Origin of the sequence: Microtetraspora glauca (assembly GCF_040656155.1) — a bacterium.
Lineage (GTDB): Bacteria > Actinomycetota > Actinomycetes > Streptosporangiales > Streptosporangiaceae > Microtetraspora > Microtetraspora glauca.
On sequence record NZ_JBFALK010000012.1, the window covers coordinates 202680 to 221751 of the forward strand.

Below are 19072 nucleotides of genomic sequence, written 5' to 3' on the forward strand. Positions count from 1 at the left end.
GGCATCCCGATCACGGCATCGCGGATCATGCGAGCACCACCACCCCTACCGCGATCAGCAGCACCCCGGCGAGCACGCCGGTGACGTAGAGCTGGGCGTTGCCGTTCTGCGCGAGCCGCAGGAGGCCGGACAGGCCGACCGCCGCCCGCCCCGACCCGCGCACCGCCCCGTCCACCACCCGGTCGTCGGTCCGTACGACGCCCCGGGCGAGCCGCAGGACGGGACGGGTGACCAGCCGGTCGTAGACGGTGTCCAGGTAGAACGCCCGCTCGCACGGCACCCGGAACGGGCCGAGCATCCTCGCCGGATCCTGCGCGGGCGAGCCGCGCCAGAGCGAGTAGACGACCCCGGCGCCGAGCAGCGCGATCACCACGCTGATCGCGGCCGACTCCGCGTCGAACTCGCGCACCCCGGCGAACCCGAGCAGCAGGGCCGGTACGGCGAGCAGCACGACGGGCCAGAGCATCGACCGGGGAACCGCCGGACGCCCCCGCTCCTCGTGCTGTGCGCGGCCATGGCCGTGATCGTCCGCGTCGGACGGCGGCACGGGACGGCGGGAGCCGAAGAAGGTCCGCAACCAGGCGCGGGCCGAGTAGGCGCCGGTCACCCCGACGGTGACCAGCGCGCAGCCGTACAGGAAGAGCTGGGCGGGACTGCGCGAGTGCTCGATGGCCGCGATCACCGCGTCCTTGCTGAAGAACCCGCTGGCCGGAGGCAACCCGGCGAGCGCGGCGAACCCGATCGTCATCGCCCAGAACGTGACGGGCAGGCTGGTGCGGAGCCCGCCCATATGGCTCATCAGGTTCGACCCGACGTAATGGATGACCACGCCCGCGCACAGGAACAGCAGCGCCTTGAACGCGCCGTGCGTCACCAGATGGAAGATCGCCGCGTGATCCGACCCCGCGGCCAGCGCCGCTGCCATGAAGGCGAGCTGGCTGATCGTGGAGTACGCGAGCACCCGCTTGAGATCGTCCTGGGCCAGGGCGGAGAGGGCCGCGCCCAGCATGCCGACGGCGGCGATCACGCCGAGCACGTCCAGCGTGGGCTGGGCCGCGAGAAAGACCGGATAGAGCCGGGCGACGACGAAGATGCCGGCCGCGACCATCGTGGCCGCGTGGATGAGCGCGCTGATCGGGGTCGGGCCCGCCATGGCGTCCGGCAGCCAGGTGTGCAGCGGCACCTGGGCGCTCTTGCCCGCGACGCCCGCGAGAAGCAACATCGTCGCCGCGATCAGCGTGCTCGTCGGTATGTCGGCGGCGAGGACGTCGTCGATCCGGAAGCTGCCCGCCGACAGGCCGAGCGTGAATATCCCGAACAGGAATCCGACGTCGCCGAGACGGGTGACGAGGAACGCCTTGACCGCCGCGCGGGAGTTGGCCCGGTCCTCCCACCAGTGCCCGATCAGCAGGTAGGAGCACAGGCCCATGATCTCCCACCCGACGTACAGGACGATCAGGTCGCCCGCGTAGACCACGAGCAGCATGGCGCTGGTGAACAGGCTGATGAACGCGCTGTACGACGGGTAGCGCGGATCGTCCCGCATGTACCCGACCGAGTACACCTGGACCGCGAGCGCCACCACGGTGACGAGGACGCCGATGAGTGCCGACAGCTCGCCTACCTGGAGTCCCACGGAGATCGGGACGGACCCGGTCTCGATCTCGGCCAGGGTGCCCGCGACGGTGTCCGCGGCCCCGTGGTCACCGGTGATCGCCTGCCGCGCGGCGAGCCACACCGCCGCGACGGCCGAGATCGCGACGGGCAGGACGGCGAACCACGCCGCCCGCCGCCGGGCCGTACGGGCCGGGGTGCGGCTGCGCGGGACCCGCGACCCGAGCAGTCCGGCGGCGGCGCCGACGAACGGCAGCAGGATGGCGAGTACGGCCAGGACGATCATCCGGCCTCCGAACGGTCAAGGACTGCCCCGCCTTCGGAGCCCGGGGCGGGAGGATCGGCGGGACCGGGGTCCGGCGAGTCACCTGGGGGCGCGCCCGCCGGACCGGGACCGGAGCCGACCGGAGTGTCCGGGCCGGAGCCGAGCGGGCCGTCCGGGCCGGGATCGGAGCCGACCGGAGCGTCCGGACCGGGACCGATGAGGTCGCGCTCGGTGAGGTCCCGGAGCCGGTCGATGTCGATGGTCCGGCGGTTCCTGAAGACCGAGAGCACGATCGCCAGGCCCAGACCCACCTCGGCCGCCGCGATCACGATGATGAACAGCGTGAGCACCTGGCCGCCGTGCAGCCGGTCCCGCAGCCAGATGTCGAAGACGACCAGGTTGAGGTTGACCGCGTTGAGCATGAGCTCGACGGACATGAGCACGAGGATCGCGTTACGCCGGGCGAGCACGCCGTAGACGCCGATGGAGAAGAGCAACGCGGAGACGACGACGGGATAGACGACGTGCACGTCAACCGCCGTTCCGGGAGACACCGTCAGAGCCGGTCTCCTGATCGCTCCGCGGCTCGCTCCCGGAGCCGCCCTCGGGGTCGCTGCCCGTTCCGTCCGGTGAGGGATCGGAACCGGGCGAGTCGGTGACGCGGCTCGGGCCGCCGATGTCGGTACGGGAGAGGACGATGGCGCCGATCAGCGCGGCCAGCAGGAGCACGGACAGCGCCTCGAAGGGCAGCACCCACGACCGGAAGATGCTCGACCCCAGCGCGCCCGCCGCGCCACCCCCGGGTTCGAGCGGCGTATAGGCGGTCGCGAAACCCTGGACGACCACGGTCACCAGGACCGCGGCCGTCGCGACCGCCACCAGAACGGCAGCCGCCCGGTTGCCCGAGTCGAGGTCGGCGCTCCGGCCGATGGGCGCCCGGGTCAGCATGATGCCGAACAGCAGCAGTACGACGATCGCGCCGACATAGATCAGGACCTGGACCCAGGCGACGAACTCGGCGGTCAGGACCAGATAGCCCCCGGCAAGCGCACCGAAGCACACGACGAGCCAGAGAGCGGCGTGGACGAGTTGTCTGGTGGTCACCACCAGCAGGGCGGACCCGAGAGCGACGACTCCGAGCAGCAGGAACACGACTTCCTGCCCGGTCGGCGGCCACAGGTCCGGCACCTGCGATGTCATGATTCGCCTCCCTGATCGGGTGGCGCGTCCTTCTTCGGCAGTGACCCGGGCGGTCGGATCGAACGGACGTTCCGCAGAGCTCTGGGCGGCTCGCGACGGTCCGGTTGCTCCCGCTCGCCGGACGCCCCGGACCCGGACTCACCGGACGCCCCGGTCCCGCCCTCACCGGAGGTCCCGGGCTCGGCGGTCGGCCCTGTGGACTCGCTACCCGCTGGCCCCGAGGGCTCCGGGGGTCCCGAGGGCTCCGGGGGCTTCGCGCCCGCGCCCGGTCGTGGAGGCAGCGAGCCCGGAGGGCGGATCGCGCGGATCGCGGCCGGACTCCGTGGCGCCTCCCGCCGTACGCGGGGGCCGCTGTCGGCCGCGCCGGCCCCGGCGGGGGCCTCCGTCGTCCCTGACGTGTCTTGGCCACCCGAGGCGTCGGCGGTGTCGGCTCCGCTCGCCGTGCCGGCCGTACGGGCGGCGGGACCGCCGGAGCCGGCCGTTCGGCCGGGTTCGCCGGGTCGGTCCGCGCTTGGACCGGTGGTCTCGCCGGGTCGGTCCGCGCTTGGACCCGTAGTCTCGCCGGGTCGGCCCGTCCGGGTGCCGGTCGCCTCGCCGGGCCGCCCGGCACCCGGACGGGCGGTGTCACCGGGGCGGGCGGCGGGTCCCCGAGCCGGGCGGGAAGCGGCGGCGGCCTCCTTGGGCGGCTCGGCGCCGATCTCGTGGGGCGGCGGAGGGGGCACGCTCTCGACCCACTCGCCCAATCGATCCTTTTCATGCAGAAGGTCGCGAATGTCGTATTCGGCGTACTCGAACTCGGGCGCCCAGAACAGCGCGTCGAACGGACACACCTCGACACAGATGCCGCAGTACATGCAGAGCGAGAAGTCGATCGCGAACCGGTCGAGCACGTTCCGCGCGCGAGGGCGCCCACCCTCGGGAGCCGGAAGCGTCTCCTTGTGCGAATCGATATAGATGCACCAGTCAGGACACTCGCGGGCACAGAGCATGCAGACCGTGCAGTTCTCCTCGACCAGGGCGATCACGCCCCGGCTGCGAGGAGGCAGGTCAGGCTGGACCTCGGGGTACTGCTGGGTCACCGATTTGCGCACCATGTGCTTGAACGTGACCGCCAGCCCCTTGGCCAGCCCTTCTCCTGGTATGCGCGCCACAATTCCCCATCATCGCGCACTACGGGCGACACGTGAATGCGCTGATGCGCCCCTCTGTGTTTTCCACAGTTTCCACAGGCTTCTCCACTGGTTGTCCACAAGTGGAGCGGTAGAAAGGGCTTATTCTGCCACTATGCGGCCCCCACACCCCGGTCCTCCTCCACAGTCGCCCTACGGGCAGGCACCGCACGGTGAGGCATCCGCCGAACCGCCCACTGCCCCGCAGCGGTTGCCACGCGAACAGGCGCCCCAGCGCCCGACGCCGTACGGGCAGGCACCGCAGGGACCGGTCCCTCATGGCCACACACCATACGGCCAGCCGCTCCAGACACGACCACCACACGGCCAGGCACTCCCCGGCCGCCCCCCGCACGGCCAGGTACTCCCGGGCAACCCGCCGCCGGGCCAGGCTCCGCGGACGCAACCGCCGCTGGGACAGGCACCCGCCATGCCCTCCGCTCCTCCACGGCATCCGCATTACGTACAGGGGCCACCCGGGCCGGTGCCGTACCGCCAGGTGCCCGGCATGCCTCCCGCCGCCGTCCCACGTCCGCCCGGCGCACGGACGTTCCTCAGCGTCCTGTGGGCGCTGGTCCCGTTGGGGAGCGTCGGGGCTCTCACTCCGGCCGTCTTCCTGCACGCCGCGATCAAAATGCGGTCGACGCTCGCCTGGGCCGCCTTCGTGATCTACCTGGTCGGCACGGTGACGATGTTCACCACCGTCAGTTCGAACGACGCGCTGTTCAGCGCGGGCCTGGTCCTCAACACCCTCGGCGGTACCGCCCACGCATTCGCCGTCCGCCGCCGCGTGTTCCCCCGTCCCGATCCCGTGGCGTACGGGAACGACCAGGCGATCCAGTTCGCGCAGCACCGCCGCGACCTGCGCCAGGAGGCACGCGAGCTGGCCGAGCGCGACCCCGGGCTCGCCATGGAGCTGCGCATCGGGCGGCCCGACCTGCCCCGGCGCTATGACGACGGCGGCCTCGTGGACATGAACCACGCCCCCGCCGCGGTGATCGCCGGCCTCCCCGGGATGACGCCCGAACTGGTCGAGCAGATCCTCGAGGCCCGGCAGGCGGTCGGAACCTTCACCTCTGCCGTGGAAGTGTGCGTCACCGCGAACCTCCCGGCCGACCTGACCAGCCCGCTCACCGAATACACCGTGTACCTCCCCTGACGGGGGGTTCCGCGCGCTCTTGCCGAAGGGTCCAGACGGCCCTTGCCGCGCGCCGCAACCTTCCGCCCGGCCGGTGGTGGTGGTGCCCGGCGTGGAGTTCATGAACCAGGAAACCGCCTGCGCGCTCGACAAGGCCGGCATCGTGTGCGGCCACCGGCACGATCAGCGCGGGCACCACCGGCGGGGCGGTCCAGTACCGGTTCCTGCGGGTCCCGGAACGGCGTGTCCACCGCCCTGGCGTGACAGAGCGGAGAGGCGCCCGCCTGGGATCGCCGATCGACGGGATCCGGCACGGGGATCGCGCCGCGGCTCGCTGGTGGCGGAAACCTCTGCGACCTGCGCCCCAAGTGAGCCACCAGTGAGCGCCCTTATTTTCCGGGGCGCCCTTTCCTGACGTACCGGGACGCATGATGCATCCCACGACAGACCAAGGAATCCCATGAAGCGCACTCTGGCTTTCGGTGGTGCCGTAGCCGCCGCGGGCCTGCTCGCGGCCGGGCTGACCGTCCCCGCGAGCGCCGCCCCCAAGGACCAGGCACCCAGCGTCATCCTGGCCAACACGAACCTGGCCGCTCGGCAGATCGCCGCGTTCTGGTTCGGTCAGCGCGCGGCGAACCTGATCGCCGCCACGCCGTACAACGTCGAGACCAAGGTCGTCGCCAAGCACGTCTCCACCGGCGGCCCAGCCGCCGACAGCAAGCCCGGCGTCGTCCCGGCGATCGGCGACGAGAAGAAGACGACCGCCAAGTCCAAGAACGTCAACCTGCCCAGGACCACGGGCAAGGTGTTCTTCATCGGCGCCGACCACAAGCCGCACTGGTGCTCCGCCACCTCCGTGCAGGCGAACTACCGCAACCTCGTGGCCACCGCGGGCCACTGCGTCTACGACACCGAGTCGAACAAGGCCACCCTCGACAAGTGGGTCTTCATCCCCGGCTACTACGAGGGCAAGACCCCGTGGGGCATCTACGTCGGCAAGCAGGCCTTCACCCACTACGACTACGACGTCTACGAGGACGGCGACCGCAACTTCGCGTTCGTCACCGTCTATGACGGCGTCCTGCCGACGAACGTCACCAAGGGCGGCACCTACAAGAAGGTCTGGGAGACCAGGGCCGAAGCCATGGCGGACGCCTCGAGGCTGGACGACGACCCCGCGTACTCGAACGTCCAGACCGAGAAGATCTACACCCGCGACCTCGCGCATTCGACCCAGGTTGAAGAGAACTGGGTGCACGATCACACCCGTGACGAAATCAAGCGACTGACCGGATTCTCCGACCTGGAGCTGGGCGACAAGCCCGCCAGCGCGTTTCCCGTCGACGTCGCCGCGCACCCTCTCGTCGATGCCAAGTTCTTCGAGGACGTCAAGGCCACGCCGGGCCCCGACGGCGGCGAGGGCACCAACGGCGGACGGGACAACTGGGCCTGGACCCAGAACGAGCAGAATCTCGTCTCCAAGCGAGGAGACACCTACACGTGGCGCTCCTTCCACACGGAGTACGACCTGGACTTCAAGGTCACCGCCACCACGAAGCGCGGCCTCACCATCGAACTGAAGAGCGTCGGCCGTCTCGGTGACAACGTCGGCGGGCAGGGGCTCGCCTACAACCAGAAGCTCGGCAACCCGGTCTTCGTGTTCGGCTACCCGAGCGGCGCCCACCTGGACGGCAACCACGCCTACACCGGCAAGACCCTCAAGTGGAGCTACGGCAAGACCTTCGCCGTCCAGGCTCCCGCCATCAAGGGCGAGGAACTCCAGGGCATGAAGTCCTCCTTCACCGGCGAGGGCTCCATCGGCTCCTCCTGGCTGCTGAAGTACAACAACAGCCGTCGCCTCGGCTATCTGAACGGCGTCACCATCGGCGTCGCCGACACCGACGCCAACAACCGCTTCGACACCAGCGTCTCCCCGTACTTCGACGGCGAGACCTACGGCGTCTACAAGGCCGCCGCCAACGTCTGGTCCGGCAAGATCGTCTGATTCTTCACGGACGACCGCCTCGCCATGGACTCGATCGTGGCCCGACCGGTGTCTGCGCTCCGGTCAGGCCACGATCGCAGGGCCTCGAACCCTTGAAGGATCGGGGCCCTGTCGACCTTTCCGTCTGTCGGCCTGATTCCTTCTCGAGGCTCGTCAGGCGGCGATGACCTTGACGACGCCGGTGAGAGCGAGCTGGAGGAGCGCGAGCGGCACCAGACCGACCCAGGCCAGCTTCTGGAGCTGGTCCTCACGCAGGCGCGGATAGCTCACCCGTACCCAGATCACCACGAACGCCAGCGCAAACACCTTGAGGAGCGTCCACACCGGGCCGGGAAGCAGCGGTCCGTGCCAGCCGCCGAGGAACAGCACGGTCGTCAACGCCGACAGCACCACGATCCCGGCGTACTCGGCGAGCATGAACAGGGCGAACCGGATCCCGGTGTACTCCGTCATCGGACCCATGATGATCTCGGACTCGGCGATCGGCATGTCGAACGGGGGCCTGCGCAGCTCCGCCAGCCCGGCGACGAAGAACACCACCCCGCCGATGGCCTGCCAGGGCAGCCACCACCACTGCCACTGCTCCACGATGCCGTGCAGCGACAGAGTGCCCGCCGCCATCGCCACGCTCGACGCGGCCAGCACCAGCGGCAGCTCGTACGACATCAGCTGGGCCGCCGCCCGCATGCCGCCGAGGACGCTGTACTTGTTGGCGGACGCCCATCCGGCCATGATCGCGCCGAGCACGCCGACGCCCATGACGGCGAGGACGAAGAACAGACCGGCGTCGAGGTCCACTCCGTACAGCCCGGGCCCCACCGGGATCACGATCATCACGACGAGGTACGGCACGAGCGCCACACCCGGGGCGATGGCGAAGATCCTGCGGTCGGCCGCCGCGGGGATGACGTCCTCCTTCTGGACGAACTTCACGCCGTCGGCGATGAGCTGGGCCCAGCCATGGAAACCCCCGGCGTACATGGGGCCGAGGCGCGACTGCATGTGCGCCATCGCCTTGTGCTCCATCTGCCCGACGATCAGCGGCAACGCGAGGAACACGACCACGATCACGACCAGCCGGACCGCGATGTCGAGCACCTCACTCACCACGTTCCTCCTGGTCGGGTGCGGATCCCGTCCCCCAGCCGGACGGCACGCCCGGCGGGAGCATCTTGCGGCGGCTCGGCGACCCGTGACCGGACTCGCCCGGCTCCTTGGCCCCGGGCCACGCCTTGGCGACCCTCGCCGCCAGGACGAAGTCCTTGCGCAGCGGATGGCCCTCGAACCCGTCCGGAAGCAGGAGCGGCCGCAGGTCGGGGTGGCCGTCGAAGACGACGCCGAACATCTCGAACGTCTCACGCTCGTGCCAGTTCGCCCCGCGGAAGACGCCGGTGGCCGTGGGCAGCCGCGGGTCCTCCTTGGGCACCCGGGTGCGCAGGAGCAGGTGTGCCATCGCGACCGGGTCGAAGACGTGCGCGACGACGGCGAAGCCGTCGGGCGGCTCGTCCACGCCGGTCAGCCAGTCGAAGAACTCGAAGCCCTCGGCCCTGGCGAAGTCCAGCAGCTCGATCCAGTCCTCCGGCGCCACGTCCACCACGGGCTCACCGAAGGAGTCGGAGATCCGGGCGCGCGAGCCGTACCTGGACCGGATCGCGGCCGCGATCCCGGTGCCGGCGTCAGGGGAGGCGGTCACGCGCCACCGCCCTGGTAGCGGTCGCCGAGCGACTCGGCGGCGATCTTCTCCTGGAGCTTCATGATGCCGTGGAGCAGCGCCTCGGGCCGGGGCGGGCAGCCGGGGACGTAGACGTCGACCGGGATGATCTGGTCCACGCCCTTGGTGACGCAGTAGGAGTCCCAGTACGGTCCCCCGCAGTTGGAGCAGGCGCCGAACGAGATGACGTACTTGGGATCGGGCATCTGCTCGTAGAGCCGCTTCACGGCCGGGGCCATCTTGTCGGTGACGGTGCCCGAGACGATCATCAGATCGGCCTGGCGGGGCCCGTTGGCGAACGGGATGACCCCGAACCGGATGAAGTCGTGCCTGCTCATCGATGTCGCGATGAACTCGATCGCGCAGCAGGCCAGCCCGAAGTTGAACACCCACAGGGAGTACCGCCGGCCCCAGTTGAGCACGAACTTCATCGGCTTGGGAGCCAGCCTGGACACCGGGCCGACCGTCGGCATCGGAAGGTTCACCGCCATGAGAGCCATTCTCCCCCCGTCCCGGCCGCCGGTACAGCGCCGGGCAAACCCTCGCCACCGTAAAACCGTGCCCGATGAAGCTCGCCGTGCCCCCGCGCCGCCGTAGCCCGCCCACCGTGAAGCCGCTCCAGGGGGTGGCGGTGCTCACTGGTAGAGCGCCGCCCGTGCCCGGTCGGTGATCTCGCGGGCGATCCGATCGCCCGCCGTGTCCAGCTCGCCCTGGATCCGCTCCATCTCTCCCTCCGTCACGGTGACCCCCGCCGCTCCGTACGGCAGGGCCACGGTGAACGCCATGCGCAGGTGACTCGGTGGGTGGAAGGCGTCGACCCGAACCGCTTCGAGCGGGGCCAGCCGACGCAGCCGCTCCTCCTCAAGTTCGGGGAACCCGTCCATATACTCCCGAAGCCCCTCCCACAAGTCTCCGGTGCGATGGGCCGAGGACGCCAGGTGCCTGCCGGCGGCGGAGACCCTGGTGATGGACTTGTCCATCAGGCCGGCTGCGGCGACCGGAGAGGCGACCTGGGCCGCTCTCTCGTCGGCGGCGTATTCGGCGAGTTGCGATGACCGATACGTCATCAACTCCAACAGCATGATCATGCCGGTGACCGGCACGCGGACCAGCCATATCACGATGTTGAGCAAGAACATCGCGGCGATCTCGAGCAGTCCCCCGTCGAGCACGATGGGGGCCAGCACTCGGCGCAGTTCGTAAAGCGTGTTCAGCGCGCTGCCGACATAGAGACCGTGTCGGGAGTCACCGTTGGTCGAGTGCCCCAACTCGTGGCCCAGCAGGGCGACACGCTCCGCCCGGTCCAGGATCAGCCACAGCGGCAGCCCGATCGTCAGCACGTGCCTGCGGCGGAGCCCGATGGTCGCGAAGCAGGCGTTGAGGTCGCCGTTCACGGCGACGATGTCCACGGGCGGCGCCCCGACCTCGTCGGCCACGCGGTCGAGCAGGTCGTACAGGGTCGGCGCCTCCTGCCGGGTGAGCGTCAGGGCGTCCTTTCTGACGCGCCCCAGGCGTGGACGCACCAGATAAGCGAACGCCAGAACCATGATTCCGAGGGCGATCCCGAAAGGGCTCGGCCAGGTCGCCGCCAGGAGCCAGACCCCGGCCAGCGTCAAGGAGAGCGCGAACAGGTGGACGGTCGTGGCGAGAGCATACGAGGCGATCCTGGCCGGATCACGGGACGGCAGGCCGGGCCCGGAATCGAGCACCCTCCGATGCAGGTCGGCGACGTACCGGCGAGCCAGGCGGCTGCGGGAACGAGCCAGCATGCCCTGCGGGCGCTGCCACTCTCCGTTGTCCGGGCGGATGTTCCATTCGCAATCCCGGCACCAGACGACGAACCGAGGGTCGGCGCTGATCGACGCCGAACATTGCGGGCATTCCTGAATGATCGCTGAAGGCGTCATGGACCGAGAAGCGTGGCACAGTGACGACGATCACGTCCAGATCGAACCCAGGCGAATCGGGCCAACTCCGCGTCAGCTCCAGGGCCGGGTCCGCGTCACGTCCAGGTCAGTACGCGCTTGCGCCAGGCGTACAGGATCCCGATGGCGATGAAGACCAGGAAGACGAACATCTCGACCAGCGTGGTGACGCCGAATCCGGGAGCGGAGAAGACCGTCGCCCACGGGAAGAGGAACACCGCGTCCACCGCGAAGACGACATAGAGGTACGTGAAGACGTAGTAGCGGACCTGGGACTGGGCCCAGCCCTCGCCGACCGGGTCGACGCCGCACTCGTAGGTCAGCAGTTTCTCCGGGGTGGGCCGGTGCGGACGCAGCAGCCGGTTGACGAGCAGACCTCCGGCGACGATGGCCAGGCCGAGTCCGAAGAGCACCACGACAACTAGATAAGAGCTGAAATATCCGTTCATGCCCGCCTCCGAGCCCGTACGGCCTTCGCCACGATCATAACCGTGTCACCCTTTAGTCACCGTTCGCAGCCAAAAGATGCGCGGTGATCACACAAAGGGGGGGTAAAACCGGCATATCCGCTCATACCCTCCACTCATGCCCCCACTCGGTTTCGTCGGCGTCATCACCTTGCTGATCATCGCCGTGACCAGCTGCGGCCTGCCCCTGCTCGGCGGTGGGCGGGACAAGGGCATCGACGTCGCGTCCGAACCGACGGTGCTCACCTTCGCCGACCCGGCCAAGATTGCGGGACTCTCGGTGGCGACGATCTCCAGTGGCACGGCCAAGCCGCACGTGCACGTCAGCTATCCCACGCTCTCGGACGCGCCCGCGCTCAACAAGCGCCTCAAGGAAGAGCTGTCGGCCAAGGCGCGGCGGTTCTCCGAGAAGACCGCCAACCGGGAGGGGTTGCGCACCCCCGAATACAACGTGGACTGGGAGCTCACCGCCGCGTCCCGCGACGCCGTCGGGGTCAGGCTGAGGGAGAGCCGGTTCACCGGCCGCACCTGGGTCGACTCCTACCGCACGCTCTGGTACGACCGGCGGGGCGAGAAGGTGGTGGACTCCACCAGCCTGGTCTCGAACATCAAGGAGCTCTCGACGCTGGTGCGCAAGCACCTGCCGAGCACCGCCCCGGTCCACGCCGAAAGCGTCGTCGTGGATCCCGATCTCTTCGACTCACTCAACTTCAACACGCGGGGCGACCTGGTCGTGGAGTTCGACGGCCAGGAGTCCAGCCCGGGATCGACCGGCAGGGTGGCCGTGGCCATCCCGCGCAAGGAGGCCGACCGGCTGCTGACGACCTTCGGGCGCCAGGTCCGCACGGCGGTGGCCGAGACGACCACGCGGCCCTTGTCCGCGACCCTGGACCACAACCCGACCGCCGTCAGCGAGCTGAACGGCACGGTCGACTGCGCCGTGGCCCACTGCGTCGCCCTCGCGTTCCAGGGCGGGCCGGGGCCGTACACCGAGCGGCTGCTGTCGACGCTGTCCACGCACGGCGCGCGGGCGACGTTCTTCATGGTCGGCTCGAACGCGGCGGCGATGCCCGGCCTCCTGCACCGGATGCGCGAGCAGGGGGATCTCGTCGCCAACCAGACGTGGACCCATCGGGACCTCACCCTGCTCTCGACCACTGTGATCTACGACCAGATCCGGCGTGCCCAGCACGCGATCGGCATGGGGAGCGGCCAGACCCCGGCCCTCCTCCTCCCGCCGTACGGTGCGACGGACGCCAGGGTGGCCGACGTCGCGCGCGAGCTGGGGCTCGCGATCGTGCAGGGGAACGTCGACGCGGGCGACGTGGCGGGAGCGACCCCGGAGGCGGTCGTGAAGCGGGTCCTCGCCGACGCCCGGCGGGGGTCGATCATCCTGATGCGCGACATGGACCAGGTCACCGCCGACGCGCTCCCCCAGGTGCTCGACAAGCTCCGCGAGCGCGGGTTCGTCTTCGTGACCGTGCCCGAGCTGTACGGCTCCGGCCGCATGATGCCGGGCCTGACCTATTCCTCCCCCATCGTGCCCACCGGCGTCGCGCCTACCGGCGGGTTGCGGAGCCACCAGGTACCGTGAAACGCGCGGGGACATATAGTTGGACCTCGTGACCCGCAACATCCTCTTCGCCCGCTTGCACGTTGATCTGTGCCGGCTCGCGGCGGGGCTGTGTCGCACGAAGCGTCACCCTCGATCGTGACCATGCCGTCGATCCGGCGGCCATGGAATCCCCGAACGATCTGCGTACCGGCGGGCGCCCCTCTGAGCGGGCGCCGCCCGCCGGTCGATGCGACGCACGTCACACCTTGGCGGTGAGCGGTTCACGCGACAATCGAACGCGTGCGCCTGGTGACTCCGCCGCTCCCTGAAGAGAGCGGCTTCTCGCTTTCCTCGGTTGAGGCGGGCGACGGCCAAGTCCTGACCGTTTCGAACAACCGAACCCTGACCGGGAAGCGATTCCCCTGCCGGGTGAACCGGCAGTCTCGTCGCTAGAGATGATGGATCTAGCATGGATAGAACAACGTGCCACGAGCTAAGACGCCTTGGCGCGTCGAGGAGGACTGAGCAGCTGTGACCAAGCAGGTTCAGCAACTCGATCGCGTGATCATCCGGTTCGCCGGCGACTCCGGCGACGGAATGCAGCTGACCGGCGACCGTTTCACCGCGGAAACGGCGAAATTCGGCAACGACCTCTCGACTCTCCCCAACTTCCCGGCGGAGATCCGCGCCCCTGCGGGCACCCTGCCCGGCGTGTCGAGCTTCCAACTCCACTTCGCCGACCACGACATCCTCACCCCCGGCGACGCCCCCAACGTGCTGGTGGCGATGAACCCGGCCGCGCTCAAGGCGAACATCGCCGACCTGCCGCGCGGGGCGGACATCATCGCGAACACCGACGAGTTCACCAAGCGCAACCTGCAGAAGGTGGGCTACGCCGCCAACCCGCTCGAGGACGACACGCTGAGCGAATGGCGGCTCCACTCGGTGCCGCTGACCTCGCTGACCGTCAAGGCACTCGAGGGCTTCGAGATCTCCAAGAAGGACGCCGAGCGGGCCAAGAACATGTTCGCGCTCGGTCTGCTCTCCTGGCTGTACCACCGGCCTACCGAGGCGACGATCAAGTTCCTTGAGGCGAAGTTCGCCAAGAAGCCGGACATCGCCAAGGCCAACGTCGCGGCGTTCCAGGCCGGGTGGAACTACGGTGAGACCACCGAGTCGTTCTCGGTCTCCTACGAGATCAAGCCCGCGACGCTGGCTCCCGGCGTCTACCGGAACATCTCCGGCAACCAGGCCCTGGCCTACGGGCTGATCGCGGCGTCGGTCCAGTCGGGGCTGCCGCTGTTCCTCGGCTCCTACCCGATCACCCCGGCCTCCGACATCCTGCACGAGCTGTCCAAGCACAAGCGGTTCGGCATCAGGACGTTCCAGGCCGAGGACGAGATCGCCGGCGTGGGCGCCGCCCTGGGCGCCGCGTTCGGCGGCGCGCTCGGCGTGACGACCACGTCCGGCCCGGGTGTCGCGCTGAAGGCCGAGACCGTCGGCCTCGCCGTGGCGACCGAGCTGCCGCTGATCGTCGTGGACGTGCAGCGGGCCGGCCCGTCGACCGGCATGCCGACCAAGACCGAGCAGACCGACCTGCTGATGGCGATGTTCGGCCGCAACGGCGAGTCCCCGGTCCCGGTCATCGCCCCCGCGACACCGTCGGACTGCTTCGACGCCGCCATCGAGGCGGCGCGGATCGCGCTGAAGTACCGCACGCCCGTCATGCTGCTGTCCGACGGCTACCTGGCCAACGGCTCCGAGCCGTGGCGGGTGCCCGAGGTCGCCGAACTGCCGGACATCTCGGTCGAGTTCACCACCGAACCCAATAGTGAGGACGGCACCTACCTGCCGTTCAAGCGCGACCCGGAGACGTTGGCCCGTCCGTGGGCAGTACCCGGCACTCCGGGGTTGGAGCACCGGATCGGTGGCATCGAGAAGGCCGACGGCAGCGGCAACATCTCCTACGACCCGAACAACCACGACCGGATGGTCCGGCTGCGTCAGGCCAAGATCGACGGCGTCGACGTCCCTGCCCTGGAGGTGGACGACCCGGACGGGGACGCGCGGGTGCTGGTGCTCGGCTGGGGCTCCACCTACGGGCCGATCGCGGCGGCGGTGCGGCGGGTGCGCAAGGACGGCGGCAAGGTCGCCCAAGCCCACCTGCGGCACCTCAACCCGCTGCCCGCCAACACCGGCGACGTGCTGCGGGCCTACGACAAGGTGCTGCTTCCCGAGATCAACCTCGGCCAGCTCGCGCTGCTCCTGCGGGCGCGTTTCCTGATCGATGTGATCAGCTACAACCGCGTGCGCGGTCTTCCGTTCAAGGCCGAGGAACTGGCCGGTGTCATCCAGGACGTGATCAACAGTGACTGAGAGCCTCAACGGCAAGGGCCTGGCCCTGGTGCCCAAGACCGAGGGCAAGCAGACCCTCAAGGACTTCAAGTCCGACCAGGAGGTCCGCTGGTGCCCCGGCTGCGGTGACTACGCCATCCTCGCGGCCGTCCAGAGCTTCCTGCCCGAGCTCGGCCTGCGCCGGGAGAACATCGTCTTCGTCTCCGGCATCGGCTGCTCGTCCCGGTTCCCGTACTACATGAACACCTACGGGTTCCACTCGATCCACGGGCGGGCTCCGGCCATCGCCACGGGTCTGGCGACGTCGCGTCCCGACCTGTCGGTGTGGGTGATCACCGGCGACGGCGACGCCCTGTCCATCGGCGGCAACCACCTGATCCACGCGCTGCGCCGCAACGTCAACCTGAACATCCTGCTGTTCAACAACAGGATCTACGGCCTGACCAAGGGGCAGTACTCGCCCACCTCCGAGGTCGGCAAGATCACCAAGTCGACGCCGATGGGCTCGCTGGACAAGCCGTTCAACCCCATCTCGCTGGCGGTCGGCGCCGAGGCCGGGTTCGTCGCCCGGACCATCGACTCCGACCGTAAGCACCTGCAGAGCGTCCTGCGGGAGGCGGCGGCGCACCGGGGCACGTCGCTGGTGGAGATCTACCAGAACTGCAACATCTTCAACGACGGCGCCTTCGAAGCGCTCAAGGAGCCGGACACCCGGGACGAGATCACGATCCGGCTGGAGCACGGGCAGCCGATCGTCTTCGGCACCGGCGAGAACGAGAAGGCCGTACGGCTCTCGCCCACCGGCGGGGTCGAGGTCGTCCGCCGCTCCGAGGTGGCCGACAGCGAGATCCTCGTCCACGACGCGCACCGCGACGACCCGTCCCTGGCGTTCGCGCTGTCCAGGTTGGACGAGCCGGCGTTCCAGCACGTCCCGATCGGGATCTTCCGCTCGGTGGACCGCCCGGCGTATGACACGCTCATGAGCGAGCAGCTTGAGCAGGCCACCGCCGACAAGGGCAAGGGCCAGCTCGCCGACCTGCTCCTCGGTGGCGACACCTGGCGAATCAACTAGTTCACGGGTCCCCGGATCCACCGCTTCATCGCTTCACCGCTTCACCGCGAAGGCCCGCGTCTCGCCCGAGACGCGGGCCTTCGCGTGTCAGCAAGGGCCGGCACAGCGGGACGGCGGCGTCGTGGTGGCTTTTCAGACGCTGTCCGCGATCACGGCCAGTCCTGCGATGAGCCCCATCAGGGCGACGATCGCGATCACGCAGACGAAGAGCATCAGCCAGCCGGGCACGATGCTCAGCAACGCCATCCCGCGTCCGTCGCCGTCCAGACTTCGCCCCCGTTAGCGGCCGACATGTCCGACAAGGTCATGACAGAGCGGCGTCGCATGGCGAACCACCCCGGATCGTCTTCACACCACGACAGTCGGCATCAAAACGCTGGAAATCGTCCGGCGTGATCGCGCCCCTGTGACGACGAGCTAGTCGTATTCGAGGTCGGGAAGCGGTGAAGGGGGATCGGGGCTGCGCCAGACGACGACGTAACCGTCACTCGCCGCCTCGACGGCGGAGCTGAGCCGGTCGAGGTCGAAGTCGGGCAGGTATCTCAGGCGGGCCAGGAAGGACGCGTCGGTCGCCGACCGGGGGACGACGCACCCCTCGCCGTCACGGTCGAGCAGGACGATCAGGACGTCGGCGTGCCCGTCCCCGTGCCTGTCTCCGTGCTGGTCGGGGCGTTGGTCGCGGGACTGGTCGGCGCGGTGGTCACGCTGGTCGGCGAGGCCGCCCACCCGCACCTCGACGACGTCCTCCCACGCGAGGGCCTCTACGCTGCCGTCGGCGTAGTGACGGGTCACGCCTTCTTCCGTGACGTACACATAGGACTCCGGCATGGACTCCGGCACTGCGTTGCCGTGCATGGGCGCGATTGTGACGACATCCCCCCACTCCGTGCAAGAGCGGTTACGTTTCGCGCCAGTGAAGATGCTCCCGGACGGCCTGCCGTGCCGCGTCCTCCGGTCCGGCGGCGATGATCTCCAGGAGTTCGCGGTGCTCCGCCACCAGTTCGTCCCTGTCGGGGTAGACGTCGCGGAGCCGTACCAGACCGAGGCGGGTCTCGGCGGCGAGCACGCCGTACAGACGTTCCAGGCGAGGGCTGCCCGCGGCCACGACGAGCGCCTCGTGCAGCGCCATGTGCTCGGCAACCACCGCCGCCCACGGCGCGTCGGGCGGCAGGCTTCCCAGCCGGTCGAGCGCGGCGTCCGCCGCGGCGACCCGGCGGCCCGCGACCGCCTGCGCCATCAGATCCTCAAGCGGGCGGCGCACATACATCAGATCGGCGAGGTCCGCCGACGTGACCTCGGGAACGTACGCGCTGCGATTGCGCTCGCGCCTGAGGAGCCCTTCGTGGACAAGGACGGCGAGGGCCTCCCGCACCGTGGGCCGGGCCACGCCGTACCGTGCCGAGATCTCCTGCTCGGGGAGGAACGCGCCGGGGCCGATGTCCCCGGAGAGCACGCGCTCGCGGAGCGCCGCGGCCAGGGCCTGCACGGTGGAGACGGGGCGGAGGGATGTCACGCTGACGAGCTTAGGGTGACCGGGACCTGGGCCGCCGGGTCGCGCCTCCGGTCGGGCAACGCCACGACCACCAGGCTCGCCGCGAGCAGCACGAGCCCTCCCCAGGAGATCGCCGACAGATGCTCGTGCAGCACGACGAGGCCGAGCATCGCCGCCACCGCGGGTTCGGCCAGGGCGAGCGTGGCGGCGGTGGCCACCGGGGTCGTGCGCAGCCCCCTGCCGTACAGGACGTAGGCGAGGGCGGTGGTGGCGCAGCCCAGATAGAGAGCGGTGAGCAGCCCGCGCGGCTCGGCCAGCCACCCCGGGCCGGTGGCGACGAGCACGGGCAGCATGATCAGCCCGGCGACGCCGAACAGCGTGCCCATGACCGCGTCCGACGCCATGCCGGCGCCGATCGCCCGCGCCGCCGTCACCGCGTAGAACGCGTACAGCATGCCGCCGAGCAGGGCGAGCGCGATCCCGCCGGCGTCGGCGCCGCCCGCTCCCCCACCGGTGATCAGTACGGCACAGCCGGCGATGGCGGCCGCCGTCGCGACCGCCCAGCGGCGGCTCGGCCGGTTCCGGTCGATCAGCCAGGACAGCAGCCCGGTGAAGACCGGGCCGCTGCCGATGGCGACGACCGTGCCGATGGCGACGCCGGTCCTGGCGACGGCGGCGAAGAAGCAGAGCTGGTAGGCCGCGACGGCCAGACCACCGGCCGCGAGGAGGATTCTCGGCACGCGTGCCGCGCGGGCAGTCGTTCCCTGCCCGGTCCCGGATCTCTGCCCCGCCCCGGATGCCTGCCCGGTCGCGGATGCCTGCCCGGTCGCGGATCCCTGCCCGGTCGCGGATCCCGCGTCGGCGCCTGATCCGGAGGCCGCCCCGGAGGCGGATCCAGAGGGTGTCCCGGAGGCTGAACGCGCGGTGCACATCGCGACGGCGGCCAGCACGGCTCCGCCGATCACGAGGCGGGCGGCGGCCAGCGAGACGGAGCCCGCATGGGCGAGCGCCCCCACGGTGCCCGCCGTGCCCCACAGGACGGCCGCGGCGACGACGGTCGGGGGGCCGGATCGCTGAGTCATGCTTCGATTGTCTGACAACTAG

Annotated in this window: 16 protein-coding genes and 1 pseudogene; 5 read left to right on the forward strand and 12 right to left on the reverse strand. The window is 69.8% G+C overall.

The annotated features are described in order from the left end of the window. Nucleotides 1-25: 25 nt before the first annotated feature. The 4 genes and pseudogenes from AB0I59_RS22545 to AB0I59_RS22560 all read right to left on the reverse strand — a co-directional run bounded on the left by AB0I59_RS22545 (nt 26) and on the right by AB0I59_RS22560 (nt 4230). Nucleotides 26-1900, reverse strand: a complete 1875-nt coding sequence (locus AB0I59_RS22545) for an NADH-quinone oxidoreductase subunit 5 family protein (RefSeq protein ID WP_358135696.1) — start codon at nt 1898-1900, stop codon at nt 26-28. Between the two features lie 200 nt (nt 1901-2100). After that, nucleotides 2101-2409: pseudogene (nuoK, locus tag AB0I59_RS22550) on the reverse strand (NADH-quinone oxidoreductase subunit NuoK); the annotation flags it as partial. 1 nt (nt 2410) lies between these two features. Continuing rightward, nucleotides 2411-3079, reverse strand: coding sequence for an NADH-quinone oxidoreductase subunit J family protein (locus AB0I59_RS22555; RefSeq protein WP_061253777.1), 669 nt, complete (start codon nt 3077-3079; stop codon nt 2411-2413). Continuing rightward, entirely contained in the window at nt 3076-4230 is a 1155-nt protein-coding gene (locus tag AB0I59_RS22560) for a 4Fe-4S binding protein (RefSeq protein WP_358135699.1), read from the reverse strand. The genes AB0I59_RS22555 and AB0I59_RS22560 overlap by 4 nt, the downstream gene beginning before the upstream one ends. A 526-nt stretch (nt 4231-4756) precedes the next feature. Between AB0I59_RS22560 and AB0I59_RS22565 the strand changes: the two genes are divergently transcribed. Both AB0I59_RS22565 and AB0I59_RS22570 read left to right on the forward strand, forming a co-directional pair. After that, on the forward strand, nt 4757-5407 hold the full coding sequence (locus AB0I59_RS22565; protein WP_358135702.1) for a ComEA family DNA-binding protein: 651 nt from the start codon (nt 4757-4759) through the stop codon (nt 5405-5407). A 439-nt stretch (nt 5408-5846) separates the two neighbouring features. Further along, entirely contained in the window at nt 5847-7391 is a 1545-nt protein-coding gene (locus AB0I59_RS22570) for a trypsin-like serine peptidase (protein ID WP_358135705.1), read from the forward strand. 153 nt (nt 7392-7544) lie between these two features. Here the strand turns inward: AB0I59_RS22570 and nuoH are convergent, their stop codons facing one another. The 5 genes from nuoH to AB0I59_RS22595 all read right to left on the reverse strand — a co-directional run bounded on the left by nuoH (nt 7545) and on the right by AB0I59_RS22595 (nt 11476). After that, a complete protein-coding gene (nuoH, locus tag AB0I59_RS22575; protein WP_228646451.1) occupies nt 7545-8498 on the reverse strand; it encodes an NADH-quinone oxidoreductase subunit NuoH in 954 nt (317 codons plus the stop codon). Then, the gene (locus AB0I59_RS22580; RefSeq protein ID WP_358135707.1) at nt 8491-9084 is read right to left on the reverse strand and encodes an NADH-quinone oxidoreductase subunit C; all 594 of its coding nucleotides are present in this window, start codon (nt 9082-9084) and stop codon (nt 8491-8493) included. The genes nuoH and AB0I59_RS22580 overlap by 8 nt, the downstream gene beginning before the upstream one ends. Next, on the reverse strand, nt 9081-9593 hold the full coding sequence (locus AB0I59_RS22585) for an NADH-quinone oxidoreductase subunit B (protein WP_061254126.1): 513 nt from the start codon (nt 9591-9593) through the stop codon (nt 9081-9083). The genes AB0I59_RS22580 and AB0I59_RS22585 overlap by 4 nt, the downstream gene beginning before the upstream one ends. Nucleotides 9594-9737: 144 nt before the next feature. After that, nucleotides 9738-10871, reverse strand: a complete 1134-nt coding sequence (locus tag AB0I59_RS22590; protein WP_061253780.1) for a M48 family metallopeptidase — start codon at nt 10869-10871, stop codon at nt 9738-9740. Nucleotides 10872-11104: 233 nt separating this feature from the next. Then, the gene (locus AB0I59_RS22595) at nt 11105-11476 is read right to left on the reverse strand and encodes an NADH-quinone oxidoreductase subunit A (protein WP_061253781.1); all 372 of its coding nucleotides are present in this window, start codon (nt 11474-11476) and stop codon (nt 11105-11107) included. A 136-nt stretch (nt 11477-11612) separates the two neighbouring features. Here AB0I59_RS22595 and AB0I59_RS22600 point away from each other — a divergent pair, with 136 nt between their 5' ends. The 3 genes from AB0I59_RS22600 to AB0I59_RS22610 all read left to right on the forward strand — a co-directional run bounded on the left by AB0I59_RS22600 (nt 11613) and on the right by AB0I59_RS22610 (nt 16476). After that, entirely contained in the window at nt 11613-13088 is a 1476-nt protein-coding gene (locus AB0I59_RS22600) for a polysaccharide deacetylase family protein (RefSeq protein ID WP_358135711.1), read from the forward strand. A 492-nt stretch (nt 13089-13580) separates the two neighbouring features. Continuing rightward, nucleotides 13581-15425 (forward strand): 2-oxoacid:acceptor oxidoreductase subunit alpha, encoded by a 1845-nt coding sequence (locus AB0I59_RS22605; protein ID WP_358135714.1) that lies wholly within the window; start codon nt 13581-13583, stop codon nt 15423-15425. Next, the gene (locus AB0I59_RS22610) at nt 15418-16476 is read left to right on the forward strand and encodes a 2-oxoacid:ferredoxin oxidoreductase subunit beta (RefSeq protein WP_061253784.1); all 1059 of its coding nucleotides are present in this window, start codon (nt 15418-15420) and stop codon (nt 16474-16476) included. Before AB0I59_RS22605 ends, AB0I59_RS22610 begins: the two co-directional genes overlap by 8 nt. 417 nt (nt 16477-16893) lie before the next feature. Here the strand turns inward: AB0I59_RS22610 and AB0I59_RS22615 are convergent, their stop codons facing one another. From AB0I59_RS22615 to AB0I59_RS22625, 3 genes are read right to left on the reverse strand one after another with little or no spacing between them, the layout of a single operon-like run. After that, nucleotides 16894-17331 carry a hypothetical protein gene (locus AB0I59_RS22615; protein ID WP_358135717.1) on the reverse strand — a complete coding sequence of 146 codons (438 nt, stop codon included), beginning with the start codon at nt 17329-17331 and terminating at the stop codon, nt 16894-16896. A 43-nt stretch (nt 17332-17374) separates the two neighbouring features. Beyond that, on the reverse strand, nt 17375-17989 hold the full coding sequence (locus tag AB0I59_RS22620; protein WP_061253786.1) for a GntR family transcriptional regulator: 615 nt from the start codon (nt 17987-17989) through the stop codon (nt 17375-17377). Beyond that, nucleotides 17986-19050, reverse strand: coding sequence for an EamA family transporter (locus tag AB0I59_RS22625; protein ID WP_358135720.1), 1065 nt, complete (start codon nt 19048-19050; stop codon nt 17986-17988). Before AB0I59_RS22625 ends, AB0I59_RS22620 begins: the two co-directional genes overlap by 4 nt. Nucleotides 19051-19072 lie beyond the last annotated feature (22 nt).

Bases quoted from the DNA above. Each gene is read 5' to 3' on its own strand.
- AB0I59_RS22600 (WP_358135711.1), top strand. From the start codon at position 11,613: ATGCCCCCACTCGGTTTCGTCGGCGTCATCACCTTGCTGATCATCGCC.
- AB0I59_RS22590 (WP_061253780.1), bottom strand. From the start codon at position 10,871: ATGCTGGCTCGTTCCCGCAGCCGCCTGGCTCGCCGGTACGTCGCCGAC.
- AB0I59_RS22615 (WP_358135717.1), bottom strand. From the start codon at position 17,331: ATGCACGGCAACGCAGTGCCGGAGTCCATGCCGGAGTCCTATGTGTAC.
- AB0I59_RS22545 (WP_358135696.1), bottom strand. From the start codon at position 1,900: ATGATCGTCCTGGCCGTACTCGCCATCCTGCTGCCGTTCGTCGGCGCC.
- AB0I59_RS22570 (WP_358135705.1), top strand. From the start codon at position 5,847: ATGAAGCGCACTCTGGCTTTCGGTGGTGCCGTAGCCGCCGCGGGCCTG.
- AB0I59_RS22555 (WP_061253777.1), bottom strand. From the start codon at position 3,079: ATGACATCGCAGGTGCCGGACCTGTGGCCGCCGACCGGGCAGGAAGTC.
- AB0I59_RS22585 (WP_061254126.1), bottom strand. From the start codon at position 9,593: ATGGCGGTGAACCTTCCGATGCCGACGGTCGGCCCGGTGTCCAGGCTG.
- AB0I59_RS22595 (WP_061253781.1), bottom strand. From the start codon at position 11,476: ATGAACGGATATTTCAGCTCTTATCTAGTTGTCGTGGTGCTCTTCGGA.
- AB0I59_RS22565 (WP_358135702.1), top strand. From the start codon at position 4,757: ATGCCTCCCGCCGCCGTCCCACGTCCGCCCGGCGCACGGACGTTCCTC.
- AB0I59_RS22625 (WP_358135720.1), bottom strand. From the start codon at position 19,050: ATGACTCAGCGATCCGGCCCCCCGACCGTCGTCGCCGCGGCCGTCCTG.